21 protein-coding genes are annotated in these 15,871 nt (G+C 62.9%); 13 read left to right on the forward strand and 8 right to left on the reverse strand.

Annotated features, from left to right (window positions below; translation table 11 throughout):
* Nucleotides 1-42: 42 nt before the first annotated feature.
* Nucleotides 43-1,053 (reverse strand): multicopper oxidase domain-containing protein, encoded by a 1,011-nt coding sequence (locus GLL_RS16980; RefSeq protein ID WP_011143280.1) that lies wholly within the window; start codon nucleotides 1,051-1,053, stop codon nucleotides 43-45.
* Nucleotides 1,054-1,247: 194 nt separating this feature from the next.
* Here GLL_RS16980 and GLL_RS16985 point away from each other — a divergent pair, with 194 nt between their 5' ends.
* Nucleotides 1,248-1,883 (forward strand): TetR/AcrR family transcriptional regulator, encoded by a 636-nt coding sequence (locus GLL_RS16985; protein ID WP_164929250.1) that lies wholly within the window; start codon nucleotides 1,248-1,250, stop codon nucleotides 1,881-1,883.
* Here the strand turns inward: GLL_RS16985 and GLL_RS16990 are convergent.
* Both GLL_RS16990 and GLL_RS16995 read right to left on the reverse strand, forming a co-directional pair.
* Nucleotides 1,878-2,171: a hypothetical protein gene (locus GLL_RS16990; protein ID WP_164929251.1), complete on the reverse strand. Its 294-nt coding sequence runs from the start codon at nucleotides 2,169-2,171 to the stop codon at nucleotides 1,878-1,880. The genes GLL_RS16985 and GLL_RS16990 overlap by 6 nt on opposite strands.
* A gap of 56 nt (nucleotides 2,172-2,227) precedes the next feature.
* Nucleotides 2,228-2,920 carry a Crp/Fnr family transcriptional regulator gene (locus tag GLL_RS16995; protein ID WP_011143283.1) on the reverse strand — a complete coding sequence of 231 codons (693 nt, stop codon included), beginning with the start codon at nucleotides 2,918-2,920 and terminating at the stop codon, nucleotides 2,228-2,230.
* Nucleotides 2,921-3,065: 145 nt separating this feature from the next.
* Here GLL_RS16995 and GLL_RS17000 point away from each other — a divergent pair, with 145 nt between their 5' ends.
* From GLL_RS17000 to GLL_RS17025, 6 genes are read left to right on the forward strand one after another with little or no spacing between them, the layout of a single operon-like run.
* Complete coding sequence (locus GLL_RS17000; RefSeq protein ID WP_164929252.1) at nucleotides 3,066-3,548, forward strand: YbjN domain-containing protein; 483 nt, start codon at nucleotides 3,066-3,068, stop codon at nucleotides 3,546-3,548.
* Nucleotides 3,545-4,264 (forward strand): lipoate--protein ligase family protein, encoded by a 720-nt coding sequence (locus GLL_RS17005; protein WP_164929254.1) that lies wholly within the window; start codon nucleotides 3,545-3,547, stop codon nucleotides 4,262-4,264. Before GLL_RS17000 ends, GLL_RS17005 begins: the two co-directional genes overlap by 4 nt.
* Before the next feature lie 49 nt (nucleotides 4,265-4,313).
* Nucleotides 4,314-4,517, forward strand: coding sequence for a hypothetical protein (locus GLL_RS17010; protein ID WP_011143286.1), 204 nt, complete (start codon nucleotides 4,314-4,316; stop codon nucleotides 4,515-4,517).
* A 26-nt stretch (nucleotides 4,518-4,543) separates the two neighbouring features.
* Nucleotides 4,544-5,023, forward strand: coding sequence for a Tic20 family protein (locus GLL_RS17015; protein ID WP_011143287.1), 480 nt, complete (start codon nucleotides 4,544-4,546; stop codon nucleotides 5,021-5,023).
* Nucleotides 5,024-6,010 carry a thiamine-phosphate kinase gene (thiL, locus tag GLL_RS17020; RefSeq protein WP_011143288.1) on the forward strand — a complete coding sequence of 329 codons (987 nt, stop codon included), beginning with the start codon at nucleotides 5,024-5,026 and terminating at the stop codon, nucleotides 6,008-6,010. It abuts the gene before it with no gap.
* 28 nt (nucleotides 6,011-6,038) lie between these two features.
* The gene (locus tag GLL_RS17025) at nucleotides 6,039-7,292 is read left to right on the forward strand and encodes a 4-hydroxy-3-methylbut-2-enyl diphosphate reductase (RefSeq protein WP_011143289.1); all 1,254 of its coding nucleotides are present in this window, start codon (nucleotides 6,039-6,041) and stop codon (nucleotides 7,290-7,292) included.
* 10 nt (nucleotides 7,293-7,302) lie between these two features.
* Here GLL_RS17025 and ruvC read toward each other — a convergent pair whose 3' ends face one another.
* Complete coding sequence (gene ruvC / locus GLL_RS17030; protein WP_011143290.1) at nucleotides 7,303-7,824, reverse strand: crossover junction endodeoxyribonuclease RuvC; 522 nt, start codon at nucleotides 7,822-7,824, stop codon at nucleotides 7,303-7,305.
* A 122-nt stretch (nucleotides 7,825-7,946) separates the two neighbouring features.
* Here ruvC and GLL_RS17035 point away from each other — a divergent pair, with 122 nt between their 5' ends.
* Nucleotides 7,947-8,354 carry a hypothetical protein gene (locus GLL_RS17035; protein WP_164929255.1) on the forward strand — a complete coding sequence of 136 codons (408 nt, stop codon included), beginning with the start codon at nucleotides 7,947-7,949 and terminating at the stop codon, nucleotides 8,352-8,354.
* Between the two features lie 21 nt (nucleotides 8,355-8,375).
* On the opposite strand, the gene GLL_RS17040 is transcribed toward GLL_RS17035, so the two are convergent.
* Nucleotides 8,376-8,561, reverse strand: a complete 186-nt coding sequence (locus tag GLL_RS17040; protein WP_011143292.1) for a hypothetical protein — start codon at nucleotides 8,559-8,561, stop codon at nucleotides 8,376-8,378.
* 158 nt (nucleotides 8,562-8,719) lie between these two features.
* Between GLL_RS17040 and GLL_RS17045 the strand changes: the two genes are divergently transcribed.
* From GLL_RS17045 to GLL_RS17065, 5 genes are all read left to right on the forward strand, one after another.
* Complete coding sequence (locus tag GLL_RS17045) at nucleotides 8,720-9,196, forward strand: hypothetical protein (protein ID WP_164929256.1); 477 nt, start codon at nucleotides 8,720-8,722, stop codon at nucleotides 9,194-9,196.
* A 111-nt stretch (nucleotides 9,197-9,307) separates the two neighbouring features.
* Nucleotides 9,308-9,769 (forward strand): Fur family transcriptional regulator, encoded by a 462-nt coding sequence (locus GLL_RS17050; RefSeq protein ID WP_011143294.1) that lies wholly within the window; start codon nucleotides 9,308-9,310, stop codon nucleotides 9,767-9,769.
* A 25-nt stretch (nucleotides 9,770-9,794) separates the two neighbouring features.
* Nucleotides 9,795-11,501 (forward strand): glycoside hydrolase family 3 protein, encoded by a 1,707-nt coding sequence (locus tag GLL_RS17055; protein ID WP_011143295.1) that lies wholly within the window; start codon nucleotides 9,795-9,797, stop codon nucleotides 11,499-11,501.
* 27 nt (nucleotides 11,502-11,528) lie between these two features.
* Nucleotides 11,529-11,996 (forward strand): cupin domain-containing protein, encoded by a 468-nt coding sequence (locus GLL_RS17060; protein WP_011143296.1) that lies wholly within the window; start codon nucleotides 11,529-11,531, stop codon nucleotides 11,994-11,996.
* A 212-nt stretch (nucleotides 11,997-12,208) separates the two neighbouring features.
* On the forward strand, nucleotides 12,209-12,349 hold the full coding sequence (locus GLL_RS17065) for a hypothetical protein (RefSeq protein WP_164929257.1): 141 nt from the start codon (nucleotides 12,209-12,211) through the stop codon (nucleotides 12,347-12,349).
* Here GLL_RS17065 and GLL_RS17070 read toward each other — a convergent pair.
* The 3 genes from GLL_RS17070 to GLL_RS17080 are packed head-to-tail and all read right to left on the reverse strand — an operon-like array spanning nucleotide 12,346 to nucleotide 15,869.
* On the reverse strand, nucleotides 12,346-13,200 hold the full coding sequence (locus tag GLL_RS17070) for a Uma2 family endonuclease (RefSeq protein WP_011143297.1): 855 nt from the start codon (nucleotides 13,198-13,200) through the stop codon (nucleotides 12,346-12,348). The two genes, GLL_RS17065 and GLL_RS17070, sit on opposite strands and share 4 nt — an antisense overlap.
* 48 nt (nucleotides 13,201-13,248) lie before the next feature.
* Nucleotides 13,249-14,817 carry a peptidylprolyl isomerase gene (locus tag GLL_RS17075; protein WP_011143298.1) on the reverse strand — a complete coding sequence of 523 codons (1,569 nt, stop codon included), beginning with the start codon at nucleotides 14,815-14,817 and terminating at the stop codon, nucleotides 13,249-13,251.
* Complete coding sequence (locus GLL_RS17080) at nucleotides 14,814-15,869, reverse strand: metal ABC transporter permease (RefSeq protein WP_164929258.1); 1,056 nt, start codon at nucleotides 15,867-15,869, stop codon at nucleotides 14,814-14,816. Before GLL_RS17080 ends, GLL_RS17075 begins: the two co-directional genes overlap by 4 nt.
* Nucleotides 15,870-15,871: the final 2 nt, after the last annotated feature.

Raw genomic sequence — 15,871 nt, forward strand, 5'->3', positions numbered from 1 at the left:
GTTAATAGTAATCACTTGCAACTATTTTGTAACCACGAAGCCTCAGCCGTGGCCGCCGTGGCCAGGCTCAACCGGGGTGGCCGAGCCGTCCATAGGCAGCACCCGGAACTGCCCCATGCATCCGTTTTCGGCGATCGCGTCCTGGTGGGGGTGGAACATATAGGTACCAGGGTCGCGGTAGGCAAATTCGAGAATGTGGCGCTCGGCGGTGCCCATGGTGACCACGTCCGCCTCCTCGTCGGCTGCGAGGGCGCGGCCGCTGCGCAGCAGTTTGAAAAAATTGGCGTGCAGGTGAAAGGTAACGGCTGCGTCCCACTCGATCATGTTGAGCAAATAGAGCCGGATGGGCTGATTCTGGTAGACGGGGATGGCGTGGCGCAGGTAGTAGTTGGGCACGCCGTTGAAGGCATAGATGTCGTTACGGCCGTCGTCGTTGAGGTCAAAGCCGCCCATCACCAGGGCGATCTCGTCGGCGGGCGGTCTTCCCCCGGGCGGATCGACGATGAATAGACCGTAGAGCCCCTTGCTCACGTGGCGGGCCACCGGCGAGACATGACAGTGATAGAGGTGCACCCCGAACGGTTCGGCGTCGAACTCGTAGATGGTCGCAGCGCCGTTGCGCACCGGGCGCACGCCGTCCATGGCGCTCGCGTGGATGCCGTGAAAGTGCATCGAGTGGGCGTGGCCGCCCCGGTTGACAAACAGCACCCGCACCCGCTCGCCGGCTTTGACCCGCAAAGTCGGACCCGGCACGCGCCCGTTGAAATTCCAGCTCACGAAGGAAACGGCCGGGTTGAGCTGGATGGCATTGGTGCGCGCTTCGATGCGAAATTCGCGCACGGTGCGGCCGTTTTCTTGCTTGAGGGTGCCGTAATCAAATTCGCGCAACAGCGCCAGTGGCTGCATGCCGCTTACCGGCGGGGCACTCTCGGGTAGAGGCGGTACCCGGGCACTCTGCCAATGGCGCCACAGCCCCGGCAGTGTCGCCGCCGCCGCTACGGCCCCGGCCCCCGCCGCACCCCAGCCGATCAACTGCCGCCTTCGAAGTTTCATTGGTCCGGCAAATTTACAAATCAGTTCTAACTCAAACAGCCGCGTTCTTTGCGGTGCCCTGTGCAACTGGTAAAGATGGTGCGTGTCCTATGTCAAGGAACGTAAACTCTTGCGTCAGTATGTGGTCCTTTTTCGAGAATAAACATTTCGTGCGGTTAGGATACCCGCAGAGACTCACTTGGAGGCGTTGGACCATGCGCTTTTTCAGACCGGCCCTCCGCGAAGAGGCCCCATCTACAGACAATCGCCGCAAGATTCTCGATGCTTCACAGCATCTGTTTGCGCAACAAGGCTTTGGTAACACGCCGACCAGTCAGATTGCCAAGCGGGCGGGGATCGCCGAGGGGACGATCTTCCGGTACTTTCCGACCAAAAAAGACATCCTTATCGAACTGGTGACCAGCGGTTGGGTGACAATTCTCACCGATTTGCTGACCGAACTGAGCCAGATGGCGAGCTACACCCACGTCGAGAACGTCATGCGCAACCGCATGCGCGACATGCACTCGAATATGGATTTGATGAAAGTGTGCTTCTTCGAAGCACAGTTCCATCCGGATCTGCGCGACCGGGTGCACAGCGAGGTGATCGCCCGCATGCTTGATGTCGCCGAAGATTTTTTCCAGACGGCCATGGACCGGGGCGCCTATCGTCCGATGAATCCGAAGGTGGTGGCGCGGGTGTTTTTGGGGATGTTCACGATCGCGGGCTTCAGCGACCAGACGATGAGCGGCGGTGGCTCGATCGGCCAGATCCTGGAGATGGACGAGATGGTGCGCGGCATCAGCGATATCTTTTTGCACGGTGTGGTCGCCCGTCCGGAGTCATAGCGCCTCGGGCGGATCATGCGGCTGGAAGTCGCGGCAGACAGCATCCCCTGGCCCCTGGGGATAGATGGCGCACACCAGCATCGGCGATTGGGCGTAGTTGCGGCAACCGGGGCAGATTGCCTCGGTGCCCGGGGCCAAACTGGGCGAGAAGCACAGGCGGGCTGCGCGCCAGGAGGGCTGCCCCACGCGGCGCACCGCGAAGCGGCTTTTGAACTGCCGTTCCCGAAAGTCACGCAGCAGAATGCTCTGGGCCAGTTGCGAGACAAGCGAGGGGGTGGGTGCGCTCATGGGGATCGGTGCAATGCGTCCGGCTCCCATTGTACCGGGCTGTTCCGGCTGGGGGCTTATTCGAGCGTGGCGGCATACTCGCTGAGTTTGGACAGTTCGACTTTGATGAATTTACCGGCCCCGACCACGCCGCGCCGCCGCAGTTTGTTGAACAAACTGGAGCCGGTTTCGCGCGAGACGTTGATGCACTCGCTGATGTCCTTGACGGTGAGCTTGAGGGGCAACAGCACCGTCGAGCCGTTGGAGTTGCGGTAGCCGTAGCGGTTGGCGAGGCTGGCGAGCAGATTGACCAGGCGGTAGTAGGCGGAGTGGGCGACCGTCTCGTACAGTTGCACCCGGCTGGTCTGAATTTGCTGGTTGCTCCAGGAACACAGGTACAAAAGTCCCTCGGGAGTGGTGCGCAGCGCCGCCAAAAAGTCGGCCGCCGGCCAGGCCAGCAGGCTGTTGTTCTCGATGTGGATGGCGCGCAGTTCGGTGCGGTAGAGGCTGGAGGAGACGAACAGGCGGTTGGCCTGCAGCAGATCCCCCGGGCCGGTGACGTGCACGATCGGCACGGCGCGCGCTCCGTAGTAGATGCGCTCGATAAATGCCCCCGCCTCGACCAGATAAACGATCGGGCCGACGGTGTCGGTGGCCACGGCTTCGCCGGGCCGCAGGCTGATCTTCTGGCACAGACTCAAGATGCGCTTGCGTTCTTCGGCCGCGAGAACTTCCAGAAGCGATGAACCCAAGGCGGAGACAGTTACCATAAAGCGCTTTGCAGGTCTTTATTATGATAGCGACGAGATGCCGCCCAGGCGACATGCGGACAGTGCCTCAATCCTGGTAGAGTACCCGGGATGGGCCAAAACAGCAGATGATACCTGCCCGACAGGGCAAGGAGAGGCACACAGGATGACCACGCACGAAGAAGCGCTCAGCAACGCAGAGCTTCACCTCGCCACCCACCGCGAGGAAGTGGAAGCGGTGATCGCCAGTCTGGCTATGGAGGGCTCGGTTCGCTTTGCCCAGCTCAAAGAAAGCGACAAAGGGCTGATGTGGATCTTCAAGTACGGCACCGTACGCGTCTTCGTGGTGATGAGCGGTGAATCGAACGATGACACGCTCACGGTCTGGGCGCCGGTGATGAAATTGCCCGAGAATTCCGCCAAAACCGGCGAGCTTTACGCGCACCTCTTGCGCTCCAACTGGCTTGAGACTTGGGAGGCGCGCTTTTGCCTACGCGAAAACGAGGTGGCTTTGCACACGATGCGCACCCTCGATAGCCTCGACCCCGCCGAAATTTCACGGGCGATCACGATCGTAGCCACCCTGGCGGACGAGTACGACGAGCCGCTCATCGAACAGTTCGGCGGGACCGCCCCTTTTCCGGCTTGAACTTTCGCCTGCTGCCCTTTGAGTGCGACGAAGGCGACGCCCTGATGGCCGCCGACGAAGCGATGCTCGAAGCACTGCGCCAGGAGCTGAGCCCGCCCAGCCTGCGGTTTTATACCTGGGCACGTCCCACCCTGTCCCTCGGATTTCACCAGAGCGTTTTTCCGGAACACTGGCGGGCGCTCCCGAAGGTGCGCCGCCCGACCGGCGGCCGGGCGGTCTGGCACGAGGGCGATCTCACCTACGCCGTCGCCGTGCGCGGCCTGAGCGGCTCGACCGGCCAAACCTATGCCCGGCTGTGCGCCTTTTTGGTGAAGGGATTGGCGGATCTGGGCATCGAGGTCGGTTTCGGCCGGGGAGGGCGCGAGTACGTCCGCCGGCCCGGCTGCTTCAGCAGTGCCACCTCGGCGGACCTGCTCTGGCGGGGGCGCAAGCTGGTGGGTAGCGCCCAGGTGCGCCGGGGCGACACCGTACTGCAGCACGGCGCGATTTTGCTGGCACCCGAGCGGGAACGGCTTGCGCGGCTTTTTCCCGAGCAGGCTGCCGAGGCGGTGGTGGGCCTTGCCGAAATTCAGCCGGATCTGATCGTAGACAAAGTCATAGCCTCACTGACGGCGGCCTGGGCCGCCGAATGGCAAACGGCTGTCGTGCCGGGAGAGTGGAGCGAATGGGAGCGGCAGTGGATGGCCCGGGGCCGGGGCCGCTGGCGCTGCGGTTAGACGGATGGACACACGTAGGGCAGAATGTAGGGGAGCAAGGGGACGAACCGTGGAGGAGACCCGGCTGGTACTGCTGTTGCGCGACACGGTCACATCGGCGGAGCCGGTTTGTACTGTGTGTTTCTACGCCGACCGGCAGGGGCGCCCCCGACACCGCGGCGAGCATCTGCTGTGCGCAAGCGAGGACATCTCCTCGCCCCACGCCGGCCGCTACCGTTGCCGTATGGGTTTTCACCTTGCCCAGATCCGATAGTCCTAATTCAGTAGACGAGATTTGTTATGAGCTGGCGCGGCAGTACTTCTCCAAGTGATCGCATCTTCGCAAGCCTCCCGTATTTGCTTCCCATGGCGGCCTCACTGGCCTACGGCGTCACGTTGCTTAGCCAGTTGGGCCTCGGCGCCGTCATCCAGATTCTGGCGCCCATCAATTTTCTCAACTCGGGCTTTATCGGCCTCGCGGTCTTTATCGCCCTGTTTGCCCTGGTGGTCAACAACACCAGCATCAGCCACTTCATCCGCTTCAACGTCTTCCAGGCGCTGCTGGTGGGCATCATCCTGTCGCTGTTTTCGCTGGTGCTGCCGCTGTTGGTCAACATGTTCGCATTTCTGCCCGGCATCGACGTCATCCAGCAGACCCTCGGCAACACGCTCTTTTTGGGCGTCTTCGCCTTCGGCATCTATGGCATCGTCCAGAGTCTGTTGGGCCGCTATGCGGAAGTGCCCACCATCTCCGAGGTGGTCTACAGCCAGCTGCGCTAGGTGGATATTGCCGAACTGGGTGAGCGGGGGCTGATTGCCCGGCTCGGCCGCTTTTTTGGCCAGGCCCCGCACATCCTGGTGCCGGGGGGCGATGATGCGGCGGTGGTTGCGCCCGGTTCGGGGGCACTGGTGGCCACCACCGATTTGCTCTTCGAAGATGTGCACTTTGGCGACCGCACCACCGGTCCCTTCGATGTGGGCTGGCGCTCCGCTGCGGCCAACCTCTCGGATCTGGCGGCCATGGGTGCCGCTCCGTTCGGCATGCTCGTCGGGTTGGGGCTGAGCCCCGGTACGAGCGTCGAGTGGGTGGAAGCGTTTTATGAAGGGTTCACCGCCTGCAGCGCGCCGGTGGGAGCCTTGCTGCTGGGGGGAGACACCTGCCGGGCCAAAAGCCGCACCGTGGCGGTCACTGCCCTCGGTACGGTCGATCCGCGCCGGATACTCAGACGCAACGCCGCCCGGCCGGGGGACGCGCTGGTGGTGACAGGACATCTGGGCGCTTCGCGGGCGGGCCTCGCGGTGCTGCTCGAGGCGGAGCGCTACGCCCACCTTGGGTCGCCGGTGCGCGAAGCGGTGGTCGCCGCCCACCGGCGACCCAAGCCACGCCTGGAGGTACCGCCGCTCGTCTTTGCGCTGAGCGGGCGGGCCGCCGCCATGGACACCAGCGACGGCCTCACCGATGCGATTGCCCAGGTGTGTGCCCAAAGCGGCTGCGGCGCGGTGGTGGACCTGGCGGTCCTGCCCATCGACGCGGCGACAGCCCAGGTGGCGGGAAAGCAGGCCATCGCCTGGGCGCTCGGGGGCGGCGAGGATTACGAGCTGTTGATTGCGCTGGAGCCTGGTGCCGCGGTGCAACTGGTGGAACGGCTTGCAGCGATCGGTATCGGCGGGGCGATCGTCGGGCGGGCGGTGGCGGGAGACCGGGTTGTGGACACCGAAGACCGGCCGCTCGCCGCTCCCGGCTTCGAGCACTTCAATCGACCGTAAAATGGCGGTGTAGGCCCTGGAGTCGCCGATGCAGTCCAAAAATTACTTCCGCAAGGGTTTCGGTCTTAAAGCCGAGGTACAGGACGATCTCAAGGCGGAGTACGAATCTTCGCTCATCCACGAAATTCGCGCCAACGGCTACACACTGCGGCGCGGCGGGGTGACCGTCCGCCTGGCGGAGGCGTTCGGCTTTTGCTGGGGGGTCGATAAGGCGGTGTCGATGGCCTACGAGACACACCGCATGTTTGCTGGCCGCCAGCTGTGGATCACCAACGAGATCATCCACAACCCGCTGGTCAATCAGCACCTGCGCGCGATGGGCATCCGCTTTCTCGACGAAGACGAAAGCGGCCGGCGCGTGCCCAAGGATTTTGAGCGCGTGAGCGAGAAGGACGTGGTGATCTTGCCCGCCTTCGGCGCCTCTACCCAGGAGATGCAGATCCTTGACGAGAAAAACTGCGTCATCGTCGATACCACCTGCCCCTGGGTCTCGGCGGTCTGGAACCGGGTGGGCAAGTACGATCGGGCCGAATTCACCTCGATCATCCACGGCAAGTACCAGCACGAAGAGACGGTGGCGACCGCTTCGCGGGCCCGCCGCTATCTGGTGGTGCTCAACCTGGAGGAGGCCCAGCAGGTGTGCGACTATATCCTCCATGGCGGCGATCGCCGGGCGTTTTTGGCCCACTTCGGCATGGCGGCTTGCGAGGGCTTCGACCCCGACCGCGACCTGGTGCGCGTCGGCATCGCCAATCAGACCACGATGCTCAAGGGCGAGACCGAGCGCATCGGCAAGTTGTTCGAGCGCACGATGATGCGCCGCTACGGCCCCGCAAACCTGGCCGACCACTTCATGAGCCACGACACGATCTGCGACGCCACCCAGGAGCGCCAGGACGCCATGTTCAAGCTCGTCGAGGAGCCGCTCGATCTGCTGGTCGTCATCGGCGGCTACAACTCCTCCAACACCACCCACCTGCAGGAGATTGCCGTCGAGCGGGGTTTGCCATCTTTTCACATCGACGGGGCTGACCGTCTGGTCTCGGCGCAATTTATCGAGCACCGCGACTTGCACAGCAAATCGCTGGTGCGCACCAAAAACTGGCTTCCGGCCGGAGAAGTGACCGTCGGGGTAACCGCCGGGGCTTCCACACCCGACCGGGTGGTAGCCGAGGTGATCGCCCGGATTTTTGAACTGAAGGGCGTAGGCGAGTCGGGCGCCACCGGGGCAATATCCTCCCCGGTGCTCTCAAGCGCCGAGGGTGGCCCTTCGCTTTCGTAGCGCGGCTCTCTCAACCGACGCTGTAGGCGGGAACGGCTTCGCGGGCGGCGGGGGGCAGGTGGTGGAACCAGCCGGTCAGGGCGATGGCCAGGGCATCGGCGGCGTCGTCGGGTTTGGGCATGGTAATCAACCCCAACTCGCGCTGCACGGCCTCCTGGATGGCGCGCTTGTCGGCGCGGCCGTCGCCGGTGAGGGCGAGTTTGACCTGGGGCGGACTGAATTCGACATAGGGCACCCCGTGCTGGGCAGCGCACAGGAGCACCACTCCCCGCGCCTGGGCCACCGAGATCGTGTTGCCCATCTTGTAGAAGAAGAGTTTTTCGATAGCAACCAAGTCGGGCTTGTGGGCGGAAAATAAACTATTAATGTCCTCGTAGATGGCCGCAAGTCTTGCTTCGAAGGCGGTTTTTGCCGAGGTCTGCACAATGCCGTAGTCGCACACTACCGGCGGAGCGCTGTCAAAAAAGTCGAGCACTCCGTAACCGAGGATCGCCACGCCCGGATCGAGACCGAGAATCCGCATGCCGCACATTTTGCAAGATACCGCCCAGACTACAACCTTCGGACACTAAATCTCCAGGGGTTTACTATCGTCGGGGATGGATATTTGCAGGAGATACCATGTGCTGGGCCAGATGTGGACTGTTGTGCACCGTGTTGCTCCTGGCCGGCTGCGGCGAAGCGAGCAAAATCGAAATCGCCCTCAAAGATCTCGCCGTCGTCAACTGCCCCCCCGGTACTAAAGGGGGGCCGAGCATCAGCCTCAACGACTCGGTCAACGTGCCGACGCGCTGCTACCGCATTCGGGGAACAGCGGTCAATCCTGCCGAGAAACCGGCCAAAAATGTCGATGTTTTCGGCAAGATCACCGACGCCAACGGCACCCTCGCCATCACCCGGCGGCGGGTGGGTTCGCTGGCTGAGGTCGCGGCGGGGACCAGCCCTTTTGCACTCGATGTCTACCTGCCCGAGACGGCCAAGCCGCCCTTCAAGCTCGAAAACATGAAAGCGGCGGGTTTTCCCAACCAGGTCGACCGGCGCCAGAACGCCGGGGGCAGCTGAGCATCGGCAGAATCCGGGGCCTCAGGTCGCCAGACGAAAAGCCTGCGATTCAAGGGCGAGCACCACCGGGCCGTACTCGTCCCCTTCGTCCAGTTCAATAATCCACAGCCCGGAGCGATCGAGGGCGCGGATGCGGCCGAGTTGTCCCCAGTAGCACTCGTAGAGGACAATCACCTGCCGGCCTAAAAAGCTGAGTCCCTGTAACATCTCCTACTTCGCTCCCACCGTGTGCCCCGTAACCTACTGACATTGCGCCCCGCTGGTCCGTGCCCGGACCGGTTGTTATAATTTATTCCGTGAAAGTCGGTTTTGAGTGTATTTTACATAGCAAAAGTCAAAATATCGCGGAATCCTACATAGCTATCATGCCGAAGGCCACGGGGGAGAAGAAAAAGGGCAAGACCGGGCGACCAAAAAAGTTTGGACGTCCCTCGAAATCTTATTATCTGGTCTTACCCGAGGATGTGGTCACTCGCCTGCGCGAGATCGACCCCGACATGGCGACGGCGATCGTCAAGCTGGTCGAGGGCACCCAGTTCACCCCGGTACCCGACGGTGTCGAGGTGCACCTGCTGGCTCCGGAGACGGCGCTGGTGTGGGTGGGGGAGATTGCCCCGCTGCTGAGCTGGCCGGGAGTTTTCCTGCACAAAGTCGAGGTGGGTCGCTTTTTGCTCGTGCTCGACCGCCACTACGACCTGGCGCGCTTCGAACTTGATGTGCGCGACTGGATCGAAGCGGGAAAATCTACCGGCGAGGAGGCCGGCGCTTTTGAGAAACTGGCCGAGGGCTTGCGCCAGATGCGCCTACAAAACCAGTCGCTGCGCGGTGCTACCTTTTTGTAACAAATTGTAGACAATGGATCACATTTATTTAGATCTCTGCCGGTCGGGGTTGCCCATTCCCGGTTCTGCTCGTGTATATTGTCAATAAGCAAAGCTTTTTGAGAACGGCCCATGGTCAACTCTACCCAATACACATCGGCGGCCCTCAAAGCGGAACTCAATTCGAAGGGCTGGCGGATGACTCCCCAGCGCGAGACGATTTTGAAGGTGTTCCAGGAGTTGCCGGAGGGCAATCACCTCAATGCCGAGGAGCTGCACGCACGGCTGGAGACATCGAGCGGCATCAGCCTTTCGACGGTTTACCGCACGTTGAAGCTGATGGCGCGCATGGGCATCCTGCGCGAGCTTGAACTGGCCGAAGGCCACAAGCACTACGAAATCAACCAGCCCTATCCGCACCACCACCACCATCTGGTCTGCGTCAAGTGCTACCGCACCATCGAATTTAAGAGCAACCCGATTCTCACCATCGGCTCGAAGGCGGCCACCGAGCGCGGTTTCAAGCTGCTCGACTGCCAGCTGACCATCCACGCGGTTTGCCCGGAGTGCCAGCGCTCGATCGTGCCGATCTAGCGGCCCCCGCCCTTAAAATGGGGCGATGATTTCCCGCCGGTTGTTTTCTTTGTGCGCCCTGGGTGGGCTGTGGCCGCTGCTGCAGCCTGCTTTTGCCCTCGCCCGCGTTCACCACAACTGGGTGGAGCGCACCCTGGCGGGCCTGAGCCTCGAAGCGAAAATCGGCCAAGTCATGATGCCGATGCTCGAATCGCCCGAGGAGGGGCGCGTGCTGGTCGAGCGCTTTGGGGTGGGGGGATTGATCATTTACCGCACTGGGGCGCGCGCCCTGGCGGAGCAACTCAACGCCCTGCAGGCGCTGAGTGCGGTGCCGCTGTTGGTGAGCGCCGATTTTGAGCGCGGGGTGGGCGCTTACATCGACGGGGCCACGGACCTGCCCATCGCCATGGCCCTGGGGGCGGCGGGAGACGCGGCTCTGGCCCGCACGGCGGGCGAGATTACCGCCCGCGAGGCGCGCGCCCTGGGGGTGCACGTCGTCTTTGCGCCGGTACTCGATGTCAACAACAACCCGCGCAACCCGATCATCAACGTGCGCTCCTTCGGCCAGTCGCCCGATTTGGTGAGCCGCCTGGGGGCGGCCTACATCGCGGGGCTGGAGGCTCAGGGGGCGATGGCCACCGCCAAGCACTTCCCCGGCCACGGTAACGTCAGCGCCGACACCCACCGCGAACTGGCGGCCCTTCCAGGCAACCTGGTCGCTCTAGAACAAGTCGAACTGAAGCCCTTTCGCAGCGTGCTCGCCGGCCGCGCTCCCCACGGGGTCATGGCCGCCCACCTCTGGGTGCAGGCTATCGATCCCGAGCCGGTGCCCGCCACCTGCTCATCCCGAGTGATCGAGGGGTTTTTGCGGCGGCAGTTGGGCTTTGGCGGCCTGGTCTACACCGATTCGCTCGGGATGGGAGCGGTCATCGAGTACGCGAAGGGCGATTATGCCCGCGCCCAACTGCTCGCCCTCGAAGCGGGCTGCGACGTGCTGGTCATTCCGACCGGGCTGAATGCTAAAGGTGAGCATTCGCCGCTGGTGGGCGTCGAGATTGGTACCAAAGCCATCAAGACGGCGCTGCGCGCGGGGCGCCTGAGCGAAGCGCGGCTCGACCGCTCGGTGCGCCGCATTCTTGAAGCCAAAGCCTGGGCGGGTCTGGATCGCTCCTCACAAGTCAATCTGGCTGGTCTCGCCATTCTGGGCAATCCTGCCCACCAGCAGGCGGCCGAGCGCATCGCCCGCCGCGCCCTCACCCTGGTGCAAGATCGGGTTCCCCTGTTGCCGCTTGCCCCCGAACGCCGGTTGGGGGTGGTGAGCCTCACCAACTTCGAAGGGGCGGGAGCCTTCGGCCGCGACAGCGACGAATTTGTCCCTGCCCTCGGGCAGTTGCGCCCCTTCGAGCACGTCCGTCTATCACTGGTACCCACCCCCGCCGAACTGGAGACCGCCCGCACCCTGGCGCGCGGCTGCGATGTGTTGGTGGTGGCCGCCTACTTGAAAGTCTTCGTGGGCGACAACAGCGCGGATCTGGCCCCGGCGCACCTGAAGGCGCTCGAGGACCTGCGGGCTGTCAATCCGCGCATCGTATTCATCTCGTTTGGAAGTCCTTACGCTCTTGCAGCCGTCCGGCCGTTGCCGACGCTGATTTGCGCCTACGACGATTCCAAAGCGAGTCAGGTGAGTGCCGCCGCCGCCCTGGTGTCAGATCGGCCCTGGAGCGGAAGACTGCCTGTCAGTATCGAGCGTTAAACCCCGAGTTGCTTTGGAGAAGAAAGCATGCCCGTAATCACCCCAGATCGATTTGTAGTCGAAGAGAATCCTGCCCAGGCGTCCGCAGAACTTGACCGCGCGCTCTGGATTAGTGAAGCCGGTGGACTCACCCAATTTGGTGGTTTCATCGAGGAGCTGCAGCCTGGCTCCCGCTCGTCGATCAAGCATTGGCACAGCGCTGAGGATGAAATGGTCTTTGTCCTTGAAGGCGAGATCACTGTCATCGAAGGAACCGAGGAGAAACTGCTGCGGCCCGGCGACGCCGCGACATTCTGCGCCGGGGTTCCGATCGGTCACTTTCTTGAAAATCGCAGTGCGTCGGTCACACGATGCCTTGTTGTCGGTACCCGCGCTCCGATCGACAAGATCACCTATCCTGACCATGATCGAGTCTGCCACCGCGACCGGTCACTGCCAGACGACATCTGGACAAACCGTGCGGGAGAACCCGCGCGCAGTCCGTACTCTAAGTAGGTCTCTGATGACTTGACGTCCACTCAAGTACCTAAGGCGGTTGCTTCTGCCCTTGCAGCCATATACCAGCGCGCAACTTGGGCGACGCCTAACAAGGCGCTGCACCCGACCCTCACGCTTCCTACGCTCGCGGCTTGCGAGTCGGCCATCTACGGCGTGCTGTTCGCGCCCAAGCGGCGGGCCGGCTGGAGCGCTCCCGGGATATTCGCGCGATGGCCCGGTTTTTTCTGGCGACCCGGGGAGCGATCGCCCTGATGCATCGGGCGACTGGCAACCTGGATGCTGTGCGCGATATTGCGAAGGTGGCCCTTTCGGTCTTCGATGCCCCCGCAGCAGATCCAGAGACTGCCTAGAGATTATCGGGATCCACTCCCAAAGCTTTCAGTCGCTCCGCCAGGGCCGCAGCCCGTTGCTCGGCTTGCTCAGCCCGTTGGCGTTCTTGAGTTGCGAGGCGTTCGGCTTGCTCGGCCCGCATTCGCTCCTGGGCGGCCTGCTGCTCGGCTTGTTCGGCCCGCATCCGCTCCTGGGCGGCAAACCGCTCGGCTAATTGCCGTTCGCGTTCGGCCTCGGTGGCAACCCATTCGCCATCGCCGTCGTACCAGCGCAGCCAAGTGCGCCTGACACCAGCAAAGTCTCCCTGCCAGAGTCCCAGACCGATCTGCAGTTCTTCTATCCACAACCTCGATTCGAATAATTCCCGGTAGGCCGTACCCTGCAGCTGGAACGTTCGAAACACATCGCCGTTGCGATCGAACAGCACATAGTAGGGCACGCGCAGGATGCTTTCGTAGACTTCCCACTTGCTGGGCGGCTCACGGCCCCGCAGAGTTTCGCCTTGATCTTCTTCCTGGGTGCTGGGCGAGAGCAATTCGACAATCACGACCGGAGCGCGGCCTTCCTGCCAGAACACATAACTCAGGCGGCCTTCGTCCACCAGGCGCGGCACGCCCACCACCGCAAACCAGTCGGGGCGTTTGTGGTATCGGGGATGGAGCGGGTCGTAGTAGAGATTGAGATCGGAGGCGCTGAAGACGCGTTCGGGCGGGTAGGTGGCAGGTACAAAAGTTTGCGAGAGCAATTGCGGCTGCCAGCTGTGAAACTCGTCGGGCAAGCCGGGCTCCTCGGGATCTTCGCTCGGAAGATCGTACATGGTCGGGAGCGTCTGCTTCGGCGGCAATGGGTAAGCGGGCTGCATAAAGGTCATCGCCGTACACCTCGCCTCGGGGCCGGACAGACCCAGTATACCCAGGCCCTAGGGACCGCTCACCAGGCGCGGCGCGGGCAGGGGCAGGCAACTCGTCTCCAGGTTGGTGGCGGGGCCTTCGCGGGTGGCGTACATCGAAGAGCCCGCCGGGGGCAGTTCGCGGTATTCGTTGAAAGCCGCTGCTTTGCAGTTCAAGATCTCGGCTTTTTGGATGGTGTCGCCGACTTTGAGCTGGCGGAGGGTACGGATGCCCTGGGTGATGTAGCCGAAGTTGGCGTACTTGCCGTCGGAGAGGTTCTTGCCGGTCGGGTTGAGTTCGGGGTCGGAGAAGGAGATGAAAAACTGGCTGGAGGCGGAATTCGGATCTTTTTCGTAGCGCGCCATTGAGAACACTCCCGGCGGGCCGTAGTACAGCGCCGGGTAGCTCTCGATGGTCTTGCCGTAGGGCACCGGCTTCCAGTCGTCGGCAATATAGCGCTTATGCAGGTTGCTCATCTCCTCGCGCAGCTTGATGGGGTCGAGTTCGAAGCGATCCTGGACGTAGTCGACGCGCCGCTGGATGACCTGCGAAGCGGTGATCTCGGCTTCTTTGCGCGCCGGGCGCACCTCCATCGGAATCGTGCGCAATTTGCCGGTAGCCGGGTCGGTGAAGCCGCCGGTGCCCTTGCCGCTGGGGTCACCCGTCTGCACCAGGTTGAACCGCTCGGCGCGGGTGATCTTCAGGCCGTTGTAGAAGCCCCGTTGCACCAGATCTAGAAAGTTGCCGGCGGTCACCGGGGCGTTGAAGCCGTCCACCAGGGCCACGAAGGGGCCGCGGTCGGTGGTGAAGCGCACCATCGCCCAGCCCCCCTCCAGTCTGGGCAAATTGCGGTACTCGGCGGGCACCTCGGGCCGGAACTCCTCGAGGAGCGCCAGTTCCAATAAGTCGAGATACCAGAAAGTCCGCCGCGCCTGGAGGGTCGAACCGGTGATGTCCTTTGCCTGAATCTTGTCTTCGAGGGCGCGGATGTTGGCGCGCACCTGGGCAATCGCCTGCACGGCCCGATTGCGCGCATTGGCGGGAACACGGGCGAGGATCTGCGGTTCGTAGCGGTTGAGCAAATCCACCACCCGGGCGGTGCGCTCCTTCGCTTCCAGCCAGCCGCCGTCTTTGAGTGGTTCGGCGATCTGCTCCAGGGCCTTTTCGATCTCCCAGACTTCCGGGCCGGTGTCCGGCAGCGAGCGGCGCAGGGCCACTTCGTCCTCGCGCACCGGATCGCCGCCGCGCAGGCTCTTGATGAGCGTCGCGTCGTCCTGGGTACTGATATCCTGCAGGTTATTGGTCCAGAACACCAGGCCAGTGAGGGCGACGGCCGTCACACCCACCAATCCCAGGGTCAACCACACCGGGGTGAGGTTAAGCTGCTTGCGTTCAGAGGCCGCTTTGACAGGCGGCGGGGCCTGCCAGGCGGCGGCGAATATTTTGTCGAAGCTGGCGCGGTCCACCGAGGCCGGGGCCAGTTCCCGCCGGTAATAGTCATCAAGAATCCGGCGGCGCTCCTCGGGCGGGAGGGCTTGAAACTCCGCGGTCTGGGTAAGTTGCTCCAGTTCGTTGATTTTTTGTTCTACCGCGCTCATCGCTCTACCCCGCTCGGTTGGTCGGGCTGCAAACTCAATCGGCCGTCGCTGTCGCGCACGATGCGCATCGCCGGTTTGGTCGCCGCCGCCGGGCCTTCGGGCTGCGGTGCAGGAGGAGCCGGTTCGGGGGGCCGCAACGCGCCTGAGGCGCCTTCCAGTACCACCATTCCCTTGAGGCGGCCGAGAAAACTGCCGGTGGGCACCTTGAGCAACAGCGGTCCTGCGAGCACCACGGTGGCAAAGAATAGGCCACTTACTAGAGTGATGGTCGGGCCGGAGGACAGGTTGAGGTAGTAGCTCAAGTACAGACCAACGACGCTGGAAGTTACCCCAAGGCCCACGGAGAGGCCCATCATCGTGGCCAGTCGATTGGTCAGCAGATAGGCGGTTGCCGCCGGGATCACCATCAAGGCAATGGTCAGGGCCACCCCGACCGCCTGCATCGATGCGACCACCGTGAGGGCCGTGAGCGCCATCATCGCGTAGTGGAGCGCGCGGGTGGGCAACCCCGCCGCCTCTGCCCACTGCGCGTCGAAGCTCAGCAGCAAGAATTCTTTGTAGAGCGCCCAGACCGCCAGCAGCACCACCGCCGCGATCCCGGCACTGGTAATCAGGTCGGAGGTGTTGATGCCCAGGATGTTGCCGAAAAGGAAGTTGTTGAGGTTGACCTTGCGCTCGGCCTGGATTTTGGTGATGAGCAAGATGCCCAGGCCAAAGAAGGTCGAGAGCACCACGCCCATCGCCGCGTCTTCTTTGATGCGCGTTTTGCCCTGCAGCCAACCGAGGCCCACGGTGGCCAGGATCCCCGAGATGAATCCGCCCACGAAGATGTTGACGTAGAGCAAGAAGGCCACCGCGATTCCCGGCACCACCGAGTTGGAGACCACCAGGCCCAACAGCGAGAGCCGCCGCACCACCAGATAGCTGCCCATCACCGCGCACAGCGAGCCCACCAGGACCGCCGAAATCAAGGCTCTGACCATGAACTCATAGCCGAGCGGTTCGACCAAAAGATTCACAAAGCCCACCAGCGACTGCCACAGTTCCTGCACAG

It is taken from the genome of Gloeobacter violaceus PCC 7421 (assembly GCF_000011385.1).
GTDB lineage: Bacteria > Cyanobacteriota > Cyanobacteriia > Gloeobacterales > Gloeobacteraceae > Gloeobacter > Gloeobacter violaceus.